The organism is Stenotrophomonas sp. 109824_Sma, assembly GCF_056480025.1.
Genome location: NZ_CM151078.1, coordinates 2,272,332 through 2,294,631, shown reverse-complemented (window position 1 = coordinate 2,294,631; position 22,300 = coordinate 2,272,332). Strand labels below are relative to the sequence as shown.

22 protein-coding genes are annotated in these 22,300 nt (G+C 66.2%); 11 read left to right on the top strand and 11 right to left on the bottom strand.

The features are described from left to right. Positions 1-4: 4 nt before the first annotated feature. Positions 5-379 carry a hypothetical protein gene (locus ACZK1G_RS10870; RefSeq protein ID WP_101765430.1) on the top strand — a complete coding sequence of 125 codons (375 nt, stop codon included), beginning with the start codon at positions 5-7 and terminating at the stop codon, positions 377-379. Positions 380-452: 73 nt separating this feature from the next. Here the strand turns inward: ACZK1G_RS10870 and ACZK1G_RS10865 are convergent, their stop codons facing one another. The 5 genes from ACZK1G_RS10865 to ACZK1G_RS10845 form a co-directional block, all read right to left on the bottom strand. Beyond that, positions 453-824, bottom strand: coding sequence for a DUF805 domain-containing protein (locus ACZK1G_RS10865; protein WP_101766402.1), 372 nt, complete (start codon positions 822-824; stop codon positions 453-455). Positions 825-1,034: 210 nt separating this feature from the next. Then, positions 1,035-2,312: a replication-associated recombination protein A gene (locus ACZK1G_RS10860; protein ID WP_233490862.1), complete on the bottom strand. Its 1,278-nt coding sequence runs from the start codon at positions 2,310-2,312 to the stop codon at positions 1,035-1,037. Between the two features lie 230 nt (positions 2,313-2,542). Beyond that, the gene (lolA, locus tag ACZK1G_RS10855; protein ID WP_049445350.1) at positions 2,543-3,181 is read right to left on the bottom strand and encodes an outer membrane lipoprotein periplasmic chaperone LolA; all 639 of its coding nucleotides are present in this window, start codon (positions 3,179-3,181) and stop codon (positions 2,543-2,545) included. Positions 3,182-3,292: 111 nt separating this feature from the next. Next, complete coding sequence (locus tag ACZK1G_RS10850; RefSeq protein WP_049445353.1) at positions 3,293-5,236, bottom strand: DUF3857 domain-containing protein; 1,944 nt, start codon at positions 5,234-5,236, stop codon at positions 3,293-3,295. 39 nt (positions 5,237-5,275) lie between these two features. After that, on the bottom strand, positions 5,276-7,636 hold the full coding sequence (locus tag ACZK1G_RS10845) for a DNA translocase FtsK (RefSeq protein WP_049445356.1): 2,361 nt from the start codon (positions 7,634-7,636) through the stop codon (positions 5,276-5,278). Positions 7,637-7,869: 233 nt separating this feature from the next. Here ACZK1G_RS10845 and trxB point away from each other — a divergent pair, with 233 nt between their 5' ends. After that, positions 7,870-8,841, top strand: coding sequence for a thioredoxin-disulfide reductase (trxB, locus tag ACZK1G_RS10840; RefSeq protein ID WP_014037154.1), 972 nt, complete (start codon positions 7,870-7,872; stop codon positions 8,839-8,841). Positions 8,842-8,962: 121 nt separating this feature from the next. Here trxB and ACZK1G_RS10835 read toward each other — a convergent pair whose 3' ends face one another. Next, positions 8,963-10,471, bottom strand: a complete 1,509-nt coding sequence (locus ACZK1G_RS10835) for an N-acetylmuramoyl-L-alanine amidase family protein (protein WP_197622145.1) — start codon at positions 10,469-10,471, stop codon at positions 8,963-8,965. 191 nt (positions 10,472-10,662) lie between these two features. Between ACZK1G_RS10835 and ACZK1G_RS10830 the strand changes: the two genes are divergently transcribed. Beyond that, positions 10,663-11,787, top strand: coding sequence for a GNAT family N-acetyltransferase (locus tag ACZK1G_RS10830; protein WP_049445364.1), 1,125 nt, complete (start codon positions 10,663-10,665; stop codon positions 11,785-11,787). 115 nt (positions 11,788-11,902) lie between these two features. Here ACZK1G_RS10830 and ACZK1G_RS10825 read toward each other — a convergent pair whose 3' ends face one another. Continuing rightward, on the bottom strand, positions 11,903-13,171 hold the full coding sequence (locus ACZK1G_RS10825) for a hypothetical protein (RefSeq protein ID WP_101765427.1): 1,269 nt from the start codon (positions 13,169-13,171) through the stop codon (positions 11,903-11,905). Between the two features lie 72 nt (positions 13,172-13,243). On the opposite strand from ACZK1G_RS10825, the gene aat reads away from it, so the two are divergent. The 3 genes from aat (at position 13,244) to ACZK1G_RS10810 (ending at position 14,873) form a co-directional block, all read left to right on the top strand. Then, complete coding sequence (gene aat / locus ACZK1G_RS10820; protein WP_101766401.1) at positions 13,244-13,984, top strand: leucyl/phenylalanyl-tRNA--protein transferase; 741 nt, start codon at positions 13,244-13,246, stop codon at positions 13,982-13,984. An 86-nt stretch (positions 13,985-14,070) separates the two neighbouring features. Beyond that, positions 14,071-14,289 carry a translation initiation factor IF-1 gene (infA, locus tag ACZK1G_RS10815; RefSeq protein ID WP_005409596.1) on the top strand — a complete coding sequence of 73 codons (219 nt, stop codon included), beginning with the start codon at positions 14,071-14,073 and terminating at the stop codon, positions 14,287-14,289. Between the two features lie 89 nt (positions 14,290-14,378). Next, positions 14,379-14,873, top strand: a complete 495-nt coding sequence (locus tag ACZK1G_RS10810; protein WP_233490861.1) for a hypothetical protein — start codon at positions 14,379-14,381, stop codon at positions 14,871-14,873. 57 nt (positions 14,874-14,930) lie between these two features. Here the strand turns inward: ACZK1G_RS10810 and ACZK1G_RS10805 are convergent, their stop codons facing one another. From ACZK1G_RS10805 to clpA, 3 genes are all read right to left on the bottom strand, one after another. Beyond that, positions 14,931-15,218, bottom strand: coding sequence for a HigA family addiction module antitoxin (locus ACZK1G_RS10805; protein ID WP_049445372.1), 288 nt, complete (start codon positions 15,216-15,218; stop codon positions 14,931-14,933). Positions 15,219-15,226: 8 nt separating this feature from the next. Continuing rightward, positions 15,227-15,571 carry a type II toxin-antitoxin system RelE/ParE family toxin gene (locus tag ACZK1G_RS10800; RefSeq protein WP_233490860.1) on the bottom strand — a complete coding sequence of 115 codons (345 nt, stop codon included), beginning with the start codon at positions 15,569-15,571 and terminating at the stop codon, positions 15,227-15,229. 111 nt (positions 15,572-15,682) lie between these two features. Next, positions 15,683-17,968, bottom strand: a complete 2,286-nt coding sequence (gene clpA / locus ACZK1G_RS10795; RefSeq protein WP_101765425.1) for an ATP-dependent Clp protease ATP-binding subunit ClpA — start codon at positions 17,966-17,968, stop codon at positions 15,683-15,685. 138 nt (positions 17,969-18,106) lie between these two features. Here clpA and ACZK1G_RS10790 point away from each other — a divergent pair, with 138 nt between their 5' ends. Beyond that, positions 18,107-18,919: an APH(6) family putative aminoglycoside O-phosphotransferase gene (locus ACZK1G_RS10790; RefSeq protein ID WP_049445378.1), complete on the top strand. Its 813-nt coding sequence runs from the start codon at positions 18,107-18,109 to the stop codon at positions 18,917-18,919. 137 nt (positions 18,920-19,056) lie between these two features. On the opposite strand, the gene clpS is transcribed toward ACZK1G_RS10790, so the two are convergent. After that, positions 19,057-19,383 carry an ATP-dependent Clp protease adapter ClpS gene (gene clpS / locus ACZK1G_RS10785; RefSeq protein ID WP_005416477.1) on the bottom strand — a complete coding sequence of 109 codons (327 nt, stop codon included), beginning with the start codon at positions 19,381-19,383 and terminating at the stop codon, positions 19,057-19,059. Between the two features lie 112 nt (positions 19,384-19,495). Between clpS and ACZK1G_RS10780 the strand changes: the two genes are divergently transcribed. The 4 genes from ACZK1G_RS10780 to hflD are packed head-to-tail and all read left to right on the top strand — an operon-like array spanning position 19,496 to position 22,182. Continuing rightward, positions 19,496-19,969, top strand: coding sequence for a hypothetical protein (locus ACZK1G_RS10780; protein WP_049445381.1), 474 nt, complete (start codon positions 19,496-19,498; stop codon positions 19,967-19,969). 1 nt (position 19,970) lies between these two features. Continuing rightward, entirely contained in the window at positions 19,971-20,432 is a 462-nt protein-coding gene (locus ACZK1G_RS10775; RefSeq protein WP_101765424.1) for an NUDIX hydrolase, read from the top strand. Beyond that, positions 20,429-21,571, top strand: a complete 1,143-nt coding sequence (mnmA, locus tag ACZK1G_RS10770) for a tRNA 2-thiouridine(34) synthase MnmA (protein ID WP_049445387.1) — start codon at positions 20,429-20,431, stop codon at positions 21,569-21,571. Before ACZK1G_RS10775 ends, mnmA begins: the two co-directional genes overlap by 4 nt. Further along, positions 21,568-22,182 carry a high frequency lysogenization protein HflD gene (gene hflD / locus ACZK1G_RS10765; protein ID WP_032127363.1) on the top strand — a complete coding sequence of 205 codons (615 nt, stop codon included), beginning with the start codon at positions 21,568-21,570 and terminating at the stop codon, positions 22,180-22,182. The genes mnmA and hflD overlap by 4 nt, the downstream gene beginning before the upstream one ends. Positions 22,183-22,300 lie beyond the last annotated feature (118 nt).

The following is a 22,300-nucleotide window of genomic DNA, read 5'->3' as shown; positions in this document are numbered from 1 at the left end:
TCCCTTGAAGCACACCACCCTGATCGCCCTGTCCCTCGGCCTGCTCGCCCCGCTGGCCGCCCACGCCGCGCAGGATCTGCCGTCGCTCTACCAGGCCTTTGAAGAGGCCGGCAATTCGACGTTGAGCATGGACCAACTCAACCAGACGGTGACGTTCACCGCCGTGGCACTGAGCGTTTCCAGCAACCTGGCGGGCGAACCGCTGATCGAGGCCGGCGACGACCAGGGCAATGTCCTGGCCCGGCTGACCAGCGACGATGCGCAGCAGGCCGCCAAGCTGAGCGCCCTGGAAGAAGGCGCAACGTTCACCGCCAGCTGCACGCTGCAGTTCAGTTCCGGCACGGACTACCTGTCCTTCGGCGATTGCAGCATCAAGTAAAGGCGAAGCCGGCGAAATGCCGGCTTCAGTTCATTGCCCCTGTAGCGTCGAGCCATGCTCGACTCCCGCAGCCTTACGGTCCCGTCGGCACCGGGCCGTACACATTCTCCTGCGGCGTACCCGGCATCAGCGCGAACACGAAGATCACCAGGCCGCCGAACGGAACGAAGGCCAGCAGGTACATCCAGCCCGACTGGTTGCAGTCGTGCAGGCGGCGCACGGTGACGGCGATGACCGGCACGAACGTGGCCAGCCAGAACACAACAAACAGGATGATCGACGCGATGCCCAGGCCATCGGACTGCATCACCAGCCCGGCAACGAGCGGCACCATCAGCACGGCGGAGACGATCAGCATGAACAGCTGGAACATCCAGTACTCACGACGGTTGGCACGGCCCTCGAACTGGGCGTAACGCTTCAACGGCAGAATCATTTCCTGCACGGCATCCATCCTTGAAAAAAGTAGCCGCGCAGTGTGCCAAAGACCGGCGCGCAGGACAACGTAGAATCGAGCCATGCATGTGTAGAGTCGAGCCATGCTCGACTGCCATTGCCCCTGTAGAGTCGAGCCATGCTCGACTGCTGTTCCAGAAGGCACCCGTAACCCGCGCAAGAGCGAAGTCGAGCATGGCTCGACTCTACATAAACCGGGTCAGCGGCCCTTTGCCGCCCTAGCCGCTTCGCGTTCGGCACGCAGCCGGTCCAGCTTTTCCTTCAGCTTGATTTCCAGCCCGCGCGGCACCGGGTTGTAGTACACGCGCTCGCCCATCGCATCCGGGAAACCGGTCTGGTCCAGCGCGATGCCACCTTCGGCATCATGGTCATATTGGTACTCAGCGCCGTAGCCCAGCTCCTTCATCAGCTTGGTCGGCGCGTTGCGCAGGTGCAGCGGCACCTCTTCGGTGCCACTCTCGCGCACATCGGCCTTGGCCTGGTTGAAGGCCGCGTAGCCTGCATTCGACTTGGCGGTGCTGGCCAGGTACAGCACCAGCTGCGCAAAGGCGAGCTCGCCTTCCGGACTGCCCAGCCGCTCGTAGATGTCCCAGGCCTCCAACGCCATGCTCTGCGCGCGCGGATCGGCCAGGCCGATATCCTCGATCGCCATGCGGGTCAGCCGGCGCGCCAGGTAAGACGGATCGCAGCCGCCATCGAGCATGCGGGTCAGCCAGTACAGCGCGGCATCCGGGTTGGAGCTGCGTACCGACTTGTGCAGTGCCGAGATCTGGTCGTAGAACTGCTCGCCGCCCTTGTCGAAGCGACGGGTGCGGTCGGCCAGTACCTGGGTCAGGGTCTGCGGCGTGATACGCCCACCCTCCCCGCCCGCCAGCTCGGCGGCGATTTCCAGCAGGGTCAACGCACGACGCACGTCGCCGTCGGCGGCGGTAGCGATTTCCAGCAGCAGCTCGGGGGCGACCTCGACGCCCTCCTCGCCCAGGCCGTGTTCGCGGTCACCCAGCGCACGCTCCAGCGCCTCGACGATATCCGTGGGCGAAACGCCCTCCAGCACATGCACGCGGCAGCGCGACAGCAGTGCGGAGTTCAGCTCGAACGACGGATTCTCGGTGGTGGCACCGACAAACAGGATGGTGCCGCGTTCGATGTGCGGCAGGAACGCGTCCTGCTGTGCCTTGTTGAAGCGATGCACCTCGTCCACGAACAGCACGGTGCGGCGACCTTCAGCGAAACGCTGTGCGGCCTCTGCCAGCACCTGGCGCACTTCCGGCAGGCCGGACAGCACCGCGGAGATGGCGCGGAATTCGGCGTCGGAATACTCGGCCAGCAGCAGCGCCAGCGTGGTCTTGCCGCAGCCCGGCGGCCCCCACAGGATCATCGAATGCACTCGCCCGGATTCGACCGCGCGACGCAGCGCGCTGTCCGGCGCCAGCAGGCGCTTCTGCCCGACCATTTCGTCGAGGGTGCGCGGGCGCATGCGCTCGGCCAGCGGGCGCAGATGTTCCCGATCGACGCTCAGCAGATCGGGGCCGGGAAAGGATGTTGAACGATGTCTTGCCACCCGCTCATTGTACCGCGAGAGCGTGCCAACCAAGGTTGGCACCCACCACGGCGGCCGGGCCATGAGCGGTAGTGCCGGCCGCTGGCCGGCAGATCAAGAGCGTGTCAACCAAGGTTGACACCCACCAAAGCGTTTCCGCCCAGAGATCAGTTGCCGATGACGTCGGTGCCCTTCGGCGGGGTGAAGCTGAAGGTGCCGGCAGCGAAGCCCGGGTTGCGCTTCCAGCCGCTGAAGCTGATCACGGTGCGCTGGCCGACGGCGTCGGTGATCTCCATCTTGGCCAGGCCCTGGGCATTGAAGCCCAGCGCGGCGTACTGGAAGCTGGCTTCGGTATCGCGCTTCGGCGACAGCGACAGCCACTGCAGGCCGTCGCGCTGCGCGGCCTCTTCACTGACGTCGTACTGCTGTTCCAGCAGCGCCGGGTTGATCAGCGCGGTCAGCGGGCTGTTCTGCTCTTCCTTGCCCTGCTCGCGCACGGTGGCCTGCTCCAGGTCCGGCTCGTACATCCAGACCTTCTTGCCATCGGCCACGATCAACTGTTCGTGCGGGCGCACGTACTCCCAGCGGAACAGGCGCGGCGCCGACAGGGCCACGCGGCCGCTGGTCGATTCCTTCACCTTGCCGCGGCTGTCGAACACCTGCTGGCTGAACTGGCCATCCAGGCCCTTCAGGCCACTGGTGAAGGTCTTCAGGTCATCGCGGGCGCCAGCCCAGGCGCTGCCGGCGGCGGCGCAGGCCACGGCCAGTGTGGTGGTGGCAAGGAAACGGCGGAAGCGGAAGTTCATGCGGGAATCCTGTGGGCGCGGGCGCCAGGAAAGGTGGTTGCCAGTGTGCCCAAATAAAGATGAATGGGCGATCAGGGCGACATTATGCCGCCCCGAACGTCCATCGGCGATTCAGCCGCCGGAGCCCGGCAGCTTGCCGTACAGCACCTGGCCACGGAAGCCACGACGCACTTCGCGGTACAGCGCGCGGAACGCCGGATAGTCCTGCGGCTGGCACAACGCCTCCGGGCCGCGCACCGCGTTCTGCTGCAAGCGGTGGTGCACGATCACGTCCTGGCCCTCGCGACTCCAGTCCACCCGATACTCACCGGCGGCGTTGGTGAAACGCTGGCTCGCCGGGATGGCGATGATCGGTGCATTGGCCGGGAACTGCAGGCGGTAGGTTTCCTCGCGCAGGCTGGCATTGCAGTAGAACGGCGTCTCGTTGGCCGGCGCCGAGGCGGTGGCGTACAGCCCACGTACCGACTCGCCACCCGGCGGGTCCGGAACGGCCATGCCGCCGGCCACGCTGAAGTCGGCGTAGTCCTCGGCCTGGAACGCCATGCGGTAGCCGAACGGCCGGGTCAGGTCGACCGGCACGCCCTGGATCTGCAGCTGCCCTCGCCCGTCGAAACCGGACGCGGCCATGATCTGCTCCTCGGCGCGCGCACGGTTCTGCGCGTTGAGCTGGGAGAACTGGGCACGCATGCCGATCTCGGCGTTCTCGCCCAGCTTCGGGATCGTCTCGCCGCGCAGGTTGCCGTTGGCGTCGAAGGTGAAACGCACCTCCATCGAGGTGGCATTGCGCTGCGGCGTGTTGGCCGGGGTGCGTGCCAGCGTGGCATCGCGGGTGCGCATCACCGGTGCGCCCAGGTCACCTTCCGGCAACTGCCCGAAGCGCGCCCACGCGGTGGTCGAATCCAGGTACAGATCGAATTCGGGGATGTAGGTGATGGCGTGGTTGAAGCGGCCGAGCACCGGGATCTTCGGCAGCGTCGGGCCGCCGCCGGCACCGATCAGCACCGGCGAACTGGCGATGCCCTTGGCTGCCAGCAGCGCCTCGAGGATCGTCACATGGTCCTTGCAGTCACCATAGTGGTTGTCGAGGATGCTCTGCGCGCTATTCGGCTCCAGGCCACCATTGCCCAGGTACACCGCCACATAGCGGATGTTCTGCGCGACCCAGCGGTACAGCGCATCGGCCTGCTCGCGGCGGTCGCTGATACCGGCGGTGACCTGGTCGGCCAGCGCCTGCAGTTCCGGCGTGACCTGCGCGGCAGGGCCGGCCTTGAGCTGGTAGGCGCGACCCATCTGCGACCAGTCACGATAGGTGCTCGCCATGATGTTCGGGCCAAACTCCCAGCCCGCCGCCGACCAGTTCTGTGCTGGCATGGCTTCGCGCCGCTGGTAGCGCCAGCGCCACTGTGCCTGTCCGTTCTTCACCGTTGGGCGATCACTGCCCTGCACGCCGCGGCTGTCGACGAACATCGGCAGGTTGGCCGGCGCACTCAGGGTGACCTCGGCGTCCTCGTACTCGGTGAAGACATTGAAGGTTTCCCACAGGCCGAAGTAGCCCGGGAAGTACGGCGTGGCCTGAGTGCGGCGCACCTGGTAATACAGGCGCGTGCCCGGGGCCAGGTTCGGGAACACGATCACCCGCACCTTGCGGTCGGCATACATCGCTGCCGAAGCGCTGGAGTAGCTCTCCTGGGTGTAGATGCGGTCGGCCGGTACGTCGCGGCGCTGGCCATCGGCGGTGATGGTGTAGGCGCCAAGCACTTCCAGCGTTTCCATCTTTTCGCTGTAGCTCAGCCGCACCTGGCTGAACTGCTCGACGGAGGCCTTGGTCTTGAGCAGGACTTCGTAGGTTTCGGTCTGCACATTGCCCGCATCCGGCCGCACCTGGTAGTCGGCGCGGTAACGGACAATGCTGAAATTATTGCTGGCTTCGGTATCGCCGCTGGTGGAAGGCGGCGCCGTGGCGGGCGCGGAGGTGGCGGTGTCTGCCAGTGCCGGGCCGGCAGCCATCAGGGCTGCCAGCGCCAGTGCCAGCGCGCTTGGTACGGGGTGAAGCATGCGTCGGTTCCTTGGACGTCGTGGGGGATACGTCGGGCCTTACTTCGGCGGCGGCGGTGCCAGCACCGTGCGGTCACCGTTGTGCTCGGGCGAACTGACCACGCCGGCCGCTTCCATGGCCTCGATCAGTCGCGCTGCACGGTTGTAGCCGATCTTCAGCCGGCGCTGCACGCCGGAAATCGAGGCACGGCGGGTCTCGGTGACCACCCGCAGCGCTTCGTCATACAACGGGTCGGACTCATCGCCGGCAGAGCTGTTCTCGGGCAGGCCGGTGGCACCGACGACCACGCCGTCGCCCATCGTCTGCACTTCGTCCAGCACGCCGTCGACATAGTCGGCCGGGCCCATCGCCTTGAGGTGTTCGACCACGCGGTGCACTTCCTCGTCGGAGACGAAGGCGCCGTGCACGCGCTCGGGCATGGCGGTACCCGGCGGCAGGTACAGCATGTCGCCGTGGCCGAGCAGGGTTTCCGCGCCCGACTGGTCGAGGATGGTGCGCGAGTCGATCTTGGAGCTGACCTGGAAGGCGATGCGGGTCGGGATGTTGGCCTTGATCAGGCCGGTGATCACGTCCACCGACGGGCGCTGCGTGGCCAGGATCAGGTGGATGCCGGCCGCACGCGCCTTCTGCGCCAGGCGCGCGATCAGTTCTTCCACCTTCTTGCCGACGATCATCATCATGTCGGCGAATTCGTCGATGAAGATGACGATGAACGGCAGCGTCTCCAGCGGACGCGGCGCCTCGCCCAGTTCCGGGTTCGGCTTGAACAGCGGGTCCATCAGCGGCTGGCCGGCGTCCTGCGCTTCCTTCACCTTCTTGTTGAAGCCGGCCAGGTTGCGCACGCCCACCGCGCTCATCAGCTTGTAGCGGCGCTCCATCTCGGCCACGCACCAGCGCAGGCCGTTGGCGGCCTCCTTCATGTCGGTGACCACCGGCGCCAGCAGGTGCGGGATGCCCTGGTAGACGCTCAGTTCGAGCATCTTCGGGTCGATCATCAGCATCCGCAGGTCTTTCGGCGAGGCCTTGAACAGCAGGCTCAGCACCATCGCGTTGACCGCCACCGACTTGCCCGAACCGGTGGTACCGGCCACCAGCAGGTGCGGCATGCGCGCCAGGTCAGCCACGGTGGAGCGACCGGCAATGTCCTTGCCCAGCGCCAGGGTCAGCACGCTGGCCGACTTGTCGTATTCCTTCGAGCGCAGCAGCTCGGACAGGTAGATCATCTCGCGGGTGACGTTGGGAATTTCCAGGCCGATCACCGACTTGCCCGGAATCACGTCGACCACGCGCACCGACTTCACCGACAGGCCGCGCGCGATGTCCTTGTCCAGCGAACTGATCTGGCTGACCTTGATGCCCGGCGCGGGCTCGATCTCGAAGCGGGTGATGACCGGGCCCGGGTTGGCGCCGACCACCTGGGCGTCGATGCGGAAGTCCTTCAGCTTGAACTCGATCTGCCGCGACAGCGCGTCCAGGGTTTCCTTGTCATAGCCCACCGGCTGCGGCTTGGGGTCGTCCAGCAGGGCCAGCGGCGGCAGGTCCGAGCCGTCGCCGTTGACGCCACGGAACATCGGGATCTGCGTGTCGCGCTTGGCCCGGTCACTCTTCTCGATCACCGGCTCCGGGCGCGGCTCGATCTTCACCGGCTCGCGCTTGGCGCGTACCTCGGCATCGGCCTTGCGCACTTCCTGGCGCTCCTCGCGCATCACCCGGGTCTGCTGCCACTCGGTGACTTCTTCCTTCTTGCGCGCCAGCAACGGCGCCAGCGACATCACGCCGCGACCGATCTTCTCCATCACCGTGAACCAGGACAGCCCGGTGGCCAGGGTGATCGAGGCCAGCAGCAGCACCAGCACGAACAGGTTCGCGCCCAGCGCGCCGAAGCCCACCGTGAGCGAATTGCCGACCAGCTTGCCGAGGATGCCGCCGGCGCTGGAGACATCGCCACTGAACAGCCGGACATGCAGGAAGCCGGTGCCGGCGATCAGGAAACCGACCAGGCCGACCAGGCGCAGCGCCGGGTCCAGGTCGTTCTCGCCCTTGCTCTCGCGCTTGAGGCCGAACATGGCGATCCACGCCAGCGCGCCCAGCACCACCGGCAACAGGAAGGCGATGTAGCCGAACAGCTGCAGCAGCACATCGGCGATCCAGGCCCCGGCGCGGCCGCCGAGGTTGTGCACCGGTGCGACCACGCTGCCGGTGTGCGACCAGCCCGGATCCGTGGCTGAATACGTGAAAAGACTGGCCGCCAGGTACAGCAGGGCCGGCGCGATCGCGATCAGGCCCAGATCGCGCCAGAGGCGCTGGCGGCGTGGATTGTCGGTCGTCGCCGCCGCGGCCGTGCGACGTGACGCCTTGCTGTCGTCGGACTTGGAGCGTTCGGGGACCTGCTTCGCCACCTTAGACCATACCTTTGGAATGCGCTGTTAGTGATTGATAATAAATGAGACGGCGTCAGTTTTCAGTTATGCGACATCTGACAGGGCGATCAGAGGGCCGGAACCACCGCTGGATGACGGCGTTCTGTTCATCGGCTTGAATCGCCCTGCCCCAGCCGCCACTCTATGACCAGCCACGGATGCTGCGCAAACATCGCCAGCGCCTTGTCCCATCTACCTTTTCGCGAGTCTACATGAGCACCAGCCTGCCCTCCCGCCACCAGCGCCTCGTCATCCTCGGTTCCGGCCCGGCCGGTTGGACCGCCGCCGTCTACGCCGCCCGCGCCAACCTGAAGCCGGTCGTCATCACCGGCCTGCAGCAGGGCGGCCAGCTGATGACCACCACCGAGGTGGACAACTGGCCGGGCGACGCCCACGGCCTGATGGGCCCGGACCTGATGGCGCGCATGCAGGCCCACGCCGAGCGCTTCGAGACCGAGGTCATCTTCGACCACATCCACACCGCCGATGTGTCGCAGCGCCCGTTCAAACTGATCGGCGACAGCCACGAGTACACCTGCGATGCCCTGATCATCGCCACCGGCGCCACCGCCAAGTACCTGGGCATCCCGACCGAGGACGAGTTCAAGGGCCGCGGCGTGTCCGCCTGCGCCACCTGTGACGGCTTCTTCTACCGCGACCAGGACGTGGTCGTGGTCGGTGGCGGCAATACCGCCGTGGAAGAGGCGCTGTACCTGTCCAACATCGCCCGCAAGGTCTACCTGGTCCACCGCCGCGACACCCTCAAGGCGGAAAAGATCATGCAGGACAAGCTGTTCAAGAAGGTGGCCGAAGGCAAGATCGAGACCGTCTGGCACCACCAGGTGGAGGAAGTGCTGGGCAACGACGCCGGCGTGACCGGCGTGCGCGTGAAGTCCACCCTGGACGGCAGCACCCGCGACATCGACGCCCACGGCTTCTTCGTGGCCATCGGCCACCACCCGAACACCACCCTGTTCGACGGCCAGCTGGCGATGAACAACGGCTACCTGGAAATCCGCTCGGGCCTGGGCGGCAACGCCACCCAGACCTCGGTGGAAGGCGTGTTCGCCGCCGGCGACGTGGCCGACCAGCACTACCGCCAGGCGATCACCTCGGCCGGCTTCGGCTGCATGGCCGCACTGGATGCAGAGCGTTATCTGGACGCGCAGGGCAAGGCCAGCTGAGTCGCTGACCTGCTTCTGTAGCGTCGAGCCATGCTCGACCCAGACCAAAGGCCGGCGCGAAAGCGCCGGCCTTTGTACTTTCAGTAGTGCCAGGCCACGCCTGGCGGACCGATGCCAGCCTTCACGCCCGCACGCACGCCTGCGAGAACTCGACCGGTGCCGTGGCAACGCCATCCGCGTCGCGCAGTACAGCACTCCAGCGCGCGACACACGGGTCTGGGCCATTGCAGGCGAGATTGATGGTCAGCGGTTTGGCAGGGTCATCGAACGTCGTCGCCGATGGCGTGCATGCGCCTTCCTCCGAACAGGAGGCCAGTGAGAGCTTCACAGACAACGGATACTGAGGATTCCCGGCATAGCCCAGTTCAATGTCCCGGGCCGCCTGGATCGGCACGTCGGTATCCGGCACCGGACGCAGTGCCAGGGGCTCGCAGGTCTTTCCTGTTGCCCACAGGCGATAGCCCTTCTCCACGCCTTTCATGGACGCCGAGCGGAAGACGGGGTCCTGCAATGCCTTGGCATCCTCCGGATTCGTGTGAAATGCCGTCTCTACGATGATCGATGGCATGTGCGCCTCGCGGTTCTCCCCTTTGTTCAGCGCGTGCGGAGCAGGAGCCACGGTGAACGCCCCATACTCAGGTAGCGAGTGAATCAGCTCCTTCATCGAGCACAGGACACTCTGTGCAAGGGCAGCATCCATCGGCCTACCAGGTTGCACGATCACACGAGTGCCGCGTGCCGCCCCCGAGGGTTCTCCATTGCTGTGCAGATGAATCGCTACCTCAGCGCCGTGGTGGTTTGCGAGCAGCGGCCGACTATTGATGTCTTCACGCTCCTCCCGATCCCAAAGCGCACTGCCTGCGTACGTATTCCATATCTTTGTCTCGGCCGGATACTGCTCCGCAATTGCGTAGCGCGCAGCTATGGTCCACCACTCTTCACCACTCTGCGGATGAGTCGACCCCGTGATCTGAACGCGCGGACGGACGACAGGCATTTGGCTCCTTTGCTCGATCACCGCCTTCAGGTCCGCGGCGTACGACGGAGTCAACAACCCCTCGGAGACGCCATTCCATTCATCTCTCGAGGTCACCCACCGGTTGTCCTTGTAGCTATAGAAATACCCATGTCCGGCTGCGACAAATGCCATCCCGGAACCAGTCGCCCCACGCATCCGCCGCAGCGCCTCTCCCGCCTCCCGCGCCGCGTCGTCCGCAGCCTTTATCTCGGGAAAGTAGTATTCGATCTCTTTCCCGTCATACAGAAAAACGACACGACTGAACGGCGCCGCCTGCTCGGCCCAATGCAGTAGTCCAAAACTGATCTCGCTTCGCTGATCCTCGAACGACGGTCCGTAATCGGCAGGAAGGAAGACCCGATCCAGCGCTACGGTCACTACACCGTTGGCGATATCTGCTGACACCTCAACCCGGTGACTGCGCGCCTGGCCATCCACGAGACGAACGCGCTCCAGAATATCGCGCGCCTTCTGGGTCAAGAGGATGTCGAGCCCAGTGTCCTGCCCCATCGCAGGAGGAGCATCAACGGCCTGCGCGGGGCTGATCAACAGTCCGCTGCCCAAAAGAGACAGCAGGACAGAAAGGGATCCAAGGCGAATTTTCTGGTTCATTTTGGGTACTCCATGCAAAGAGTGAATGCACCGCTCCAGCGGCGCAGCTCACTCTGCCCCTGTGCATTCAGGCATTCCGCAACCAAGCGCACACGAATGGAGAATTCAAATTTTCCTCACCCCCAACCGGAACAAACCAACCCAGGCCCGCCAACACCGTTCGCGATCCACCTGGCCTATCCTTGCCAACCATGCCCTCCGCCCGCTTCCTCGACTCCCTGCAGTCCATTCCCGCCACCGACTGGGATGCCCTGCACGACGGCCAGAACCCGTTCGTCAGCCATGCCTTCCTGTCTGGCCTGGAACAACACGGCTGCCTGCGCGAGGACTGGGGCTGGCAGCCCCGGCACTTCACGCTATGGGAGGGCGACCGCCTGATGGGCGCCATTCCGGGTTACCTGAAGACCAACTCCCACGGCGAGTTCGTGTTCGACCACGCCTGGGCCAACGCCTATGCCCGGCATGGCCGTGACTACTACCCGAAATGGCTGGGCGCGGTGCCGTACTCGCCGGTCACCGGCCCGCGCCTGCTGGCCCGTCACGATTCAGAACGCGCCGCGCTGCTGTCGGCGTTGCGTGCTGCGCTGCCGGCACTGGACGTGTCCTCGGCCCATATCAATTTCCACACCGCGGGCGACGAGGCGCAGTTCGGCGATGACTGGCTGCTGCGCGAGGATGTGCAGTTCCAGTGGCAGAACCCGGGTGAGTGGGCGACGTTCGATCAGTTCCTCGGCGCGATGAACCACAAGCACCGCAAGAACATCCGCCAGGAACGGGCCAAGGTCACCCGCCAGGGCATCACCTTTCGCGTGGTGCATGGCGACGAGGCCAGCCGCGCCGACCTGCAGGCGATGTACCGCTTCTACCTGCAGACCTTCCTCGAATACGGCAACGCCCCGGCGCTGACCGAGGCCTTCCTGCGCCATCTGGCCATTTCATTGGGGCGCGGGCTGGTGCTGTTCCTGGCCGAGCAGGAGGGCCAACCGATTGCCGGTGCACTTTGCCTGCGCGGTGGCGACACGCTTTACGGCCGCTACTGGGGTGGCGCTACCCTGCCCGGCCTGCACTTCGAGGCCTGCTATTACCAAGGCATCGAATACTGCCTGCGAGAGGGGCTGACCCGTTTCGAGCCCGGAGCGCAGGGCGAGCACAAGCTGGCACGCGGCTTCCTGCCTACGCTGGTGCGCAGCCGGCATTGGGTGGCCGACACGGAGTTCGCCGAGGCGCTGCAGGACTGGTGCCGACAGGAGCGGCGCGATGTGCGGCGCTACCAGCAGGAGCTGCAGGGGCATGGGCCGTTCCGCGTAGAGCCGTAGCGGAAAAGCGTGCCAACCAAGGTTGGCACCTACCAAGGCGTCCGACCGAGGCAAGATCGGCACCCACCAGGCCATAGGGTTGGCGTTTACCAGCGCGATGGCGAGTGCGCTGCGCTCAGGTGCACTGCCAGAAGTGCCCACTCACCCGGCACGTCGCGCACCAGAACGTGTAGAGCATGCCGCCACTGCCCCACAGCAGCGTGCCCTCACGCGTGGTCGGCAGCGTCGAATCAAGCTGCATCACGAAGGGCATCTCCTCGCCGCAATCGATGCACGCCGGGTACCAGGCACTCTGCACCCAGCTGGGCGCACCGCCCACGCGTGACAGGTTCTGCCGATGATTGGACTGGCCCCAGTCCTGTTGCTGCCAGCGCACGCTTTCCAGCGCCACAAGTCCCACCTCGGCCTGCATCAGGTCGCCGCTGTCGGTGGGCGTGTTCGGCACCTCGCGGTACTGGCTGGGATGGCAGCCGGGCAGGCCCTCGCCGTCGTGGCGATAGAAGCGCACCGGCGGCTCCTCCCAGCCGCAGCAGTCCAGGCACAGGCCCAGCGTGATCTCGCCCGCTGCACCCGGCTGCAGCGCGGCAGCGTCGGTCTGCAGCAGGCGCTGCAGCGGCGCATGGCAGCTGCCACACAGCGCTTCCAGTGGTCCACCCATGTGGCCGGCGTGCTGTACCTGCCCACCATTCCAGGTCGGATGCAGGCGCCAGATGCGTTTGCGCCAGCTCGGCTCGTCGGCCTGCTGTGCGCGATGCTGCGCTCGACCGAAGCGGATGTGCAGCGGCTTCTGGTCATGCAGGTGGCGCGGCCGCGCACCGTTGGCCACGCCGGCCCAATGCGCCCAGACCTCGGGGTCCAGCTGCCCCCAGTCGGCGAGGTATCCGCGGGCCACCGGGTAGCTGTCCGGCTGTGTGGCGAGCAGCAGTACCCTGGCCCGCGCCATCTCACGATCGTCCCCGGCCTCGGCCAGGGCCTGCGCCCACTGCGCGGCCACCTCGGCTGGCAGGTCCCGCCATACCTGCGAGGCCAGCTGCAACTCGTCTTCAGTGGCCAGCGCCAGCAATGCCTCCCAGTCGTCCTGCAGCACCTGCGGCGCCTGGTAGCTGGCGAATTCGATCACGCTGGCCAGCAGTTCTCCGCGCTCGCCATCCCGATAGCGCCGCCATGCATCGGCAGCGACCGCGGGCACCGCCTCGTCCGGCAACAGGTCCAGCGCCATGTCGAGGAAGGCCGAGCCGGGCGAGCGTCGCGCCACGGCCTGCAGCATCAACTCACCCAGTTGGCGCGGATGCTCGGCGGCCAGCGACAGCAGCATGCCCTGGCTGTCGTTGCGCGTGCGCGGGGTGTCATGCAGGTCGAGGATGGCTGAGATCGGGTCGCTCATTCGCAGGCTCCTTGCCGTTGGATGCTGATGGTGCCAGACATCACCGATCACCACGGCGAATACAATGCCAGCATGACCCGCCAGCTGCCCTGGCGCCTGGCCGATGCGCCGGACGCTCCGTTCCCCCCGGCCGAGACGGCCCTGCGCCAGCCCGACGGCCTGCTGGCAGTGGGCGGCGACCTGCATCCGGCACGCCTGCTCAATGCCTACGCCGGCGGCATCTTTCCATGGTTCAGCGAGGGCGAGCCGATCCTGTGGTGGTCGCCCGACCCGCGCATGGTGTTCCGTACCGATGGCGTGCATCTGTCCAGCCGCTTCCGGCGCCAGTTGCGCGGCAGCACATGGGAGGTCACCGCCGACACTGCCTTCAGCCGGGTGATGCGCGCCTGTGCGGCGGCACCTCGCCCTGGCCAGGACGGCACCTGGATCAGCCCCGACATGGTCGAGGCCTACAGTCAGTTGCACGACCTCGGTTTTGCCCACTCCTTCGAGGTCTGGGACCGGCAGACGCTGGTCGGCGGCATCTACGGGGTGGCGATCGGAACGATGTTCTTCGGCGAGAGCATGTTCAGTGGCGCCAGCGGCGGCTCCAAGATCGCCCTGGCCGCGCTGGCATCCAGGCTTCACGGCTGGGGCTGGGCGTTGATCGATGCCCAGGTGGAGAATCCGCACCTGCTGCGGATGGGCGCCGAACACCTGCCGCGCGCGGCGTTTCTGGAGCACGTCCGCCACGCGGTGCGCCATGACGGCCGTGAAGGCCCGTGGACACAGGCGGTCGGACGCTTGCCGGCACGGCGTTTGGCCGGGGGTTAACACAAACTTTGCAAGCTGGGCCCGTCACGCGTAAAATACCGCGCCTTAGGCCCAGCGTGGCCGTTTTCTGAACCGCACAGGACTACATGTCGAAAGACGATTCCATCGAGTTCGAGGGCACCGTCAGCGAGACGCTGCCGAACACCACTTTCCGCGTTCGTCTGGAAAATGGGCACGAAATCATCGCCCACATCTCCGGCCGCATGCGCAAGAACTACATCCGCATCCTCACCGGTGACCGGGTCAAGGTTGAAATGACCCCGTACGACCTGACCAAGGGTCGTATCACCTACCGCATGAAGTAAGCGGTCGGCGCGTTGCGCCACTTCGACAAGGCCAGCCCTGGTTGCTGGCCTTTTGTCATGCCTGCAATCTGGCCCTGCCGGAGGTCATCGTGACCGAACTCACCGTGACGTCGGTCAGCCCTGCTTGCGGCAGATTCGCCCCTGCACGCATGGCGGCATCGTGGGACCCGATCCAGTCCGGATCGCCATCCCCCTGCCCCGCCATGAACATGCTCCCGCTAACCACTCTGCTCGTCGCCGCTGTCGCGTCCACCAGCGCCCTGCCTGCGCGCGCCGCTGACACCCCTTCCGCCGCCAGTGACTGCGTCCAACTGGGCAGCGATCAGCAACTGGTGCGCGCCGGCGCCTCGCGCAACATCCTGCTACGCAATGGCCAGGAGCACTACGTCGTGCATTTCCAGGACGACTGCTCGGCAGCGGGCTACTCGCGGAAACTGAGCTTCTCCACGGACGGCCAACAGGGCCTGCTGTGTGCCGCTGGGCGCAGCCAGCTGCACACCGACTCCAGCCGCTGCACCGTGGCGCAGATCGAGCCTGTCGACGAGGCCACCTTCAAGAAGAAGGCCCGCCAGCGCAGCCGCTGACAGCGCATATGACGCATATGACAAGGGGGGCCGAAGCCGCCCTTGTCATGAAGGGCATCACCGCGCAGGCGCAACCAGTGGCAGCACCCGTGGCTGCTTGTGTTGCCGCGCCAGCCAGAGATCGTAGTTGGATTGCAGCCCCATCCAGAAAGACGCCGTACTGACCCCGGCCATTTCCAGGCGAATGGCCAGATCAGGGCTGATGCCCGCCTTGCCGTTCAACACCCGCGACAATGCCACCCGCGACATTGCCAAGCGCTCGGCCGCTTCGGTCACCGAGAGATCCATCGGATCGAAGACCATTGCCTTGATCGTCTGCCCTGGATGTGGGTGGTGATGAATCATGCGCAGCCTCAGTGATAGTCCAGGTAGTCCAGCAGCTCCACGTCGCCACCGGTGAAACGGAAGGTGATCCGCCAATTCCCATTGACCCATACGGACCAATGCCCCTTCAGGTCGCCCCGCAGCTTGTGGAGGCGCAATCCAGGCATGGCGAGATCCCCGGGCGCCGAAGCCGCATCCAGGATCGACAGGATCATCAACACCCTGCTGGTGTGACTATGCCGGATCCCGCTGCTGATGCCGGAACGGTAGAGGCGCTCGAGACCCTTGTGGCGAAAGCCGATGATCATCACTGTATCCCGTATCGTTGCGCGATACAAATGAAGCAACACCCCATCGCGCTCACGGAACAGCATCGATGCCTCCGCACCCTTCCAGCAAGGCCGCAGGCGACAGACCCAGAACAACAAGGGCGGCCGAAGCCGCCCTTGTCATTTCAGGTCCACCGGGCCAGGCCCGGTGTCAGCTCACTCCACAGTCGCCGGCAGCAGGCGCTCCGGTTCGGCCTGGGTCTCGACCACCAGCTCGTCGTCGCGGACATCGATGTTCACCTTGCCGCCGTTGACCAGCTTGCCGAACAGCAGCTCGTCGGCCAGCGGACGCTTGATCTTGTCCTGGATCACGCGGGCCATCGGGCGCGCACCCATCAGCGGGTCGAAGCCGTGGTGGGCCAGCCAGTCGCGTGCGGTCGGGGTGGCCGACAGGCTGACGTGCTTGTCCTGCAGCAGCATCTCCAGCTCGATCAGGAACTTGTCGACTACGCGCAGGATGTGCTCGAAGCCCAGCGCCTGGAACTGCACCACCGCGTCGAGGCGGTTGCGGAATTCCGGGGTGAAGCTGCGGCGGATGGTCTCCATCGCGTCGGTGGCATGGTCCTGCTTGGTGAAGCCGATCGAGCGCCGCGAGGCCTGCGCCGCACCGGCATTGGTGGTCATCACCAGCACCACGTTCTTGAAGTTGGCTTCACGACCGTTGGTATCGGTCAGCACGCCGCGGTCCATCACCTGCAACAGGATGTTGAAGATGTCCGGGTGCGCCTTCTCGATTTCGTCCAGCAGCAGCACGCAGTGCGGCGTCTTGACGATCTTCTCGGTCAGCAGGCCGCCCTGGTCGAAGCCGACGTAGCCCGGAGGCGCACCGATCAGGCGGCTGATCGAATGCGGCTCCATGTACTCGGACATGTCGAAGCGGACCAGCTCGATGCCCAGCTGCAGCGCCAGCTGCTTGGTCACCTCGGTCTTGCCGACACCGGTCGGACCGGCGAACAGGAAGTTGCCGATCGGCTTTTCCGGATTACCCAGGCCGGAGCGTGCCAGCTTGATCGCCGAGGACAGCGTCTCGATGGCCGGATCCTGGCCGAAGATCACCATCTTCAGGTTGCGCTCCAGGTGCTGCAGCACATCCTTGTCGGTGGCGCTGACCTGCTTGGTCGGGATGCGCGCCATCTTGGCGACGATCGCCTCCACTTCCTCGACGTCGATCAGCTCCTTGCGCTGGCCTTCCGGCAGCAGGCGCTGACGGGCGCCGGCCTCATCGATCACGTCGATGGCCTTGTCCGGCAGCAGGCGGTCGCCGATATGTTTCACCGACAGGTCCACCGCTGCCTGCAGCGCCTCGTCGGAATAGGTCACGCCGTGGTGCAGTTCGTACTTGGACTTCAGCCCCTGCAGGATCTCGTAGGTCTCGCCGACCGTCGGCTCGACGATGTCGATCTTCTGGAAGCGACGGGCCAGCGCCCGGTCCTTCTCGAAGATGCCGCGGTACTCCTGGAAGGTGGTCGAGCCGATGCAGCGCAGCTCGCCGGAAGCCAGGGCCGGCTTGATCAGGTTGGAGGCATCCATGGTGCCGCCCGACGCCGAACCGGCACCGATGATGGTGTGGATCTCGTCGATGAACAGCACCGCGTTGGGCACCTTCTTCAACGCGGTCAGCACGCTCTTAAGGCGCTTCTCGAAGTCACCGCGGTACTTGGTGCCGGCCACCAACGCGCCCAGGTCGAGTGAATAGATCACCGCGTCGGCCAGCACCTCAGGCACCGAGCCTTCGACAATGCGGCGGGCCAGGCCCTCGGCAATCGCGGTCTTGCCCACGCCGGCCTCACCCACGTACAGCGGGTTGTTCTTGCGGCGGCGGCACAGGACCTGGATGGTGCGCTCGATCTCATCGGCACGGCCGACCAGCGGGTCGATGCGACCGGCCCGGGCCTGTTCGTTGAGGTTGCTGGCGAACTCGGTCAGGGCATCGCCCTTCGGCTCACCCTCCCCGCCTTCCATGCGGCTCTCGCCCTCGGAGGAAGAGGACGGCTGCTCGCCCTCCTCACCCAGCTTGGCGATGCCGTGGGACAGGTAATTGACCACATCCAGCCGGGTCACGTCCTGCTGGTTGAGGTAATAGACGGCGTGCGAGTCCTTTTCGCCGAAGATGGCGACCAGCACGTTGGCGCCGGTGACCTCCTTCTTGCCCGAGGACTGCACGTGGTACACGGCCCGCTGCAGCACGCGCTGGAAGCCCAGGGTCGGCTGGGTATCGCGGCCGTCATCTTCGGCCAGGCGGGACACGGAAGCCTCGATGGCCTGCTCCAGCTCCTGGCGCAGGCGTTCGGCGTCGGCACCACAGGCCTTCAGTACGGCCTGGGCGGACGGGTTGTCGAGCAGTGCCAACAGCAGGTGTTCGACCGTCATGAACTCATGCCGGGCCTCACGGGCGCGCTTGTAGCACTGGCCGATGGTGTGTTCGAGGTCTTTGCTGAACATGGATTACTCCGGCGGCAGATGGGGACAATATGCGGCCTGACTACGCGATTTCCATCACCCTAGCGGATTGCTGCGTTCAGATGGCGTTAGCAGTGCGAATCGCTTGATCTTCATTCACTCCAGGACAGCCCACCCAGCATGAGCGAACCCTACCTGAGCCGCTGGCGATTGCGGCGTGATGGCCCGGCCATCGAAACGCCCCATGCCCAGCTCTGGCCGGTGCTGACCGCCGCCGGCGAACCGGCGATGCTGAAGGTCAGCAGCGAAACCGAAGAGCAGAACAGCCATCGCCTGCTGCGCTGGTGGGACGGTGACGGCGCCGCCCGCCTGCTGGCCCACGAGGGACCGGCGATCCTGATCGAGCGTGCCGGCGGCGACTCGCTGCGGCAACGTTCGATCGACGGCGACGATGACGCCTGCACCACCCTCCTGTGCCAGGTCCTGCAGCGGCTGCACCGGCCACGGAGCGCGCCGCCAGACGACCTGGTCTGCCTGCGTAGATGGTTCGTCGACCTGCTGCAGCCAAGGGCGGCGCTGCCACCACTACTGGAACAGTGCAGATCGCTGGCGGAGGGCCTGCTGCGGGACGAGCGCGAGATCCGGCCGCTGCACGGCGATCTGCATCACGACAACGTGCTGGATTTCGGCGCGCGTGGCTGGCTGGCGATCGACCCGAAGCGGCTGCTGGGCGACCGCGCGTTCGATTACACGACGATGTTCAGCAATCCGGACCTGTGCGGTGCCGGCATCCATGTGGCCACCCGGCCCGAGCGCTTTGCCGCCCGTTTGGAACAGGTCAGCGCACTGGCCGGCCTGGAGCGCACGCGCCTGCTGCGCTGGATCGCGGCCAGCACGGCGCTGTCGGCAGTGTGGTTCAGGGATGACGGCGACCCGGCCGACGTGGACGAGGCGGTGGCGCGGATGGCGCTGGAGGCGCTGGCGGAGGGGTGAGCCAGGGTTCTGGTAGATGCCCACCTTGGTGGGCACGGCCGCCCGGGATCGATACAGGCCTCATGCTCTGGTAGGTGCCCACCCTGGTGGGCACGCCCGGCCGGTGCCGATACGCCCGGACGAGAACCGGCAGCAGGTCAGGCCTTTTCCATCGTGCACAGCAGCGGGTGCTGGTTCATCCGCGAGTATTCGTTGACCTGGGCGACCTTGGTCTCGGCCACTTCGCGGGTGAACACCCCGCAGACGCCGCGGCCGCGGGTATGGACGTGCAGCATCACCTGCGTGGCCTTGTCCAGGTCCATGCTGAAGAACTGCTGCAGCACATCCACCACGAAATCCATCGGGGTGTAGTCGTCGTTGAGCAGCATCACCTGGTAGAACGGCGGCGGCGCCACTTCCGGGCGCGCGGGCTCCACGGCAACGCCGTGCTCGTGCTGGGAATCGGGGGAGGACTCATGGGGCATCCACCCATTATAGAGGCAGCGCCGGGCCTGCGTCGGCCCGCCGCAGATTGGACGGCACGCACGCCCACCGTCACAATTGCACCTTCTTTCAACGTTGCTTCACAGGATCTTCATGAAAAGGACCCTTCTCTCCGCCCTGCTGATCGCCCTGGCCGCTGCCGGCTCTGCCGCCGCCGCGACCAGTGCCGACAAGTCCGTGGCCCGCCACCTGGACAAGCTGGGCTACACCTACGAAGTCGACGAGGATGGCGACTACCGCATGGTCTTCGACGTCGAGGGTGATCGCACCCAGATGGTCTACGTGCGCTCGGCGGTGGAAGATTTCGGCAGCCACAACATCCGCGAGATCTGGTCGCCGGCCTACAGCACCAAGACCAAGCAGTTCCCGGTGGCCGTGGCCAACCGCCTGCTGGAAGATTCGCAGGACGCCAAGATGGGCGGCTGGGTAAAGCAGGACACCACCGCCATGTTCGTGGTGAAGATCGACGCCGATGCCACCGCCGACCAGCTCAGCGACGCCATCGATGCGGCCATCCGCACCGCCGACGCGATGGAGCTGGAACTGACCAAGAAGGACGAGTTCTGAGTTGAACGCCACGCCGGACCCGCGCTGGGCACCGCACGCCACCGTGGCCACGGTGGTGATCGACGGCGGCCGCGTGCTGCTGGTCGAGGAGACCATCGACGGCCGCCAGGTGCTGAACCAGCCGGCCGGCCACCTCGAGCCGGGCGAAAGCCTGGCCGAGGCGGCCCTGCGCGAGACCCGCGAGGAAACCGGCTGGACCGTGCAGCTGACCCATTTCATCGGCGGCTACCAGTGGACCGCCGGCGACGGCACTACCTTCCTGCGCTTCTGCTATGCGGCGCGCCCGGTCTCGCATGACCCGGCGCAGCCGCTGGACACTGGCATCGACCGCGCGCTGTGGCTGACCCCGGCCGAGCTGCAGGCCGCCGGCGAGCGCCAGCGCAGCCCGCTGGTCTGGCAGGTGGTGGCCGATTACCTGGGTGGCCAGCGCCATCCGCTTTCGCTGGTCCGGGAGGTCGCATGAGCACTCCGCGTGTAATGGTGGGCGTCTCCGGTGGCGTCGATTCCTCGGTCGCCGCCTGGCGCCTGGTACAGCAGGGCGAGGCCGTGGCCGGCCTGTTCATGCAGAACTGGGCCGACGACGGCAGCGGTGACTGCCGCGCCGAGGATGACCGCCGCGATGCGGTAGCCGTCTGCGGCCTGCTGGGCATTCCGTTCCACTTCCGCGACTTCTCCAGCGAATACTGGCAGGGCGTGTTCGAGCACTTCCTGGCCGAGTATGCGGCCGGGCGCACCCCGAACCCGGACGTGCTGTGCAACCGCGAAGTGAAGTTCAAGCACTTCCTGGATGCCGCCCGCGAGCTGGGCGCCGAGCGCATCGCCACCGGCCACTATGCGCGGGTGACCCAGCGCGGCCACCAGTGGCTGCTGCTGCGCGGCGCCGACCGCTCCAAGGACCAGAGCTACTTCCTGCACCAGCTGGGCCAGGAACAGCTGGCAGCCACCCTGTTCCCGATCGGCGACCTGGAAAAGAGCGACCTCCGCCGGATCGCGCGCGACGTCGGCCTGCCGACCCACGCCAAGAAGGATTCCACCGGCATCTGTTTCATCGGCGAGCGGGATTTCCGCGAGTTCCTCGGCCGCTACCTGCCGGCCAAGACCGGCCAGATCCTCGACCCGGCCGACGGCAGCGTGATTGCCGAGCATCCGGGCGTGTTCTATTTCACTCTGGGCCAGCGCGAGGGCCTGAACATCGGCGGCGTGCGTGGCCGCCCCGCCGCGCCGTGGTACGTGGTCGGCAAGGATGTGGCCAGCAACGTGCTGTACGTGGACCAGGACCGCGACAGCCCATGGATGCTGTCCGACCGCCTGCGTTCGGAAACCGCGCACTGGATCGCCGGCTCACCGCCGGCACGGCGCTTCGAATGCACCGCCCAGACCCGCTACCGCCAGCCCGACGAGCCGTGTACGGTCGAGGTGCTGGACGATGGCAGCGTGCTGGTCACCTTTGCGCGCCCGCAGCGCGCCGTTACCCCTGGTCAATCGCTGGTGCTGTATGACGGTGATGTGTGCCTGGGCGGCGCGGTGATCGCCGCCACCGATGCGCCGCTGGAACAGCGCCTGCGCACCACCCCTTCCCCTTTTGAGGTAATCGCTGCATGAGTTTCACTGTCGACGACCGCGTCCTGGCCTTGGCCGGCATTGCCCAGGCCCTGCAGCAGGTGCGCCGTATCGCCGATACCGGCCATTCCGACGCCGCCGCCGTGCGCACCGCCGTGGACAGCGTGTTCCGCGTCGATGCGTCCTCGCCGCAGGAGGTGTTCGGTGACCGCCATGCACTGAAGGCTGGGCTGCGCCTGCTGCACAACTACTTCCGCAGCCAGGGCCAGGACCCGATCCTGCCCAAGCTGGCCCTGTCGGTGCTGCAGCTGGAGCGCCGCTTCGTGCAGGACGGGGCGACCGTGAACAAGGTCGCCTCGGGCATCGAGCGCGCCCAGCGCCAGGCCGTCGAGCTGGGTGACAGTGGCCACCCGGACGTACTGGCCAACCTGGGCGGCCTGTATGCCGACACCATCAGCCACCTGAAGCCGCGGGTGATGGTGCAGGGCAACCCGCACTACCTGGGCCAGGCCGGCGTGGTCGCCGAGATCCGCGCCCTGCTGCTGGCCGCGGTACGTTCGGCGGTGCTGTGGCGCCAGCTGGGCGGCAGCTACTGGGACTTCCTGTTCAGCCGCAAGGCGATGATCGAGGCCGTGGACCGCCAGCTGGCGTGAGGCCATGGGGTCAGAGCCCTTTTCCCGTGGAAAAGGGATCCGACCCCGCTTGACCCCGAGTTGCCCGGCAGCGCCGGAAAACCGGCGCATTCAGAATGCACTTCGAGGCACATCGACG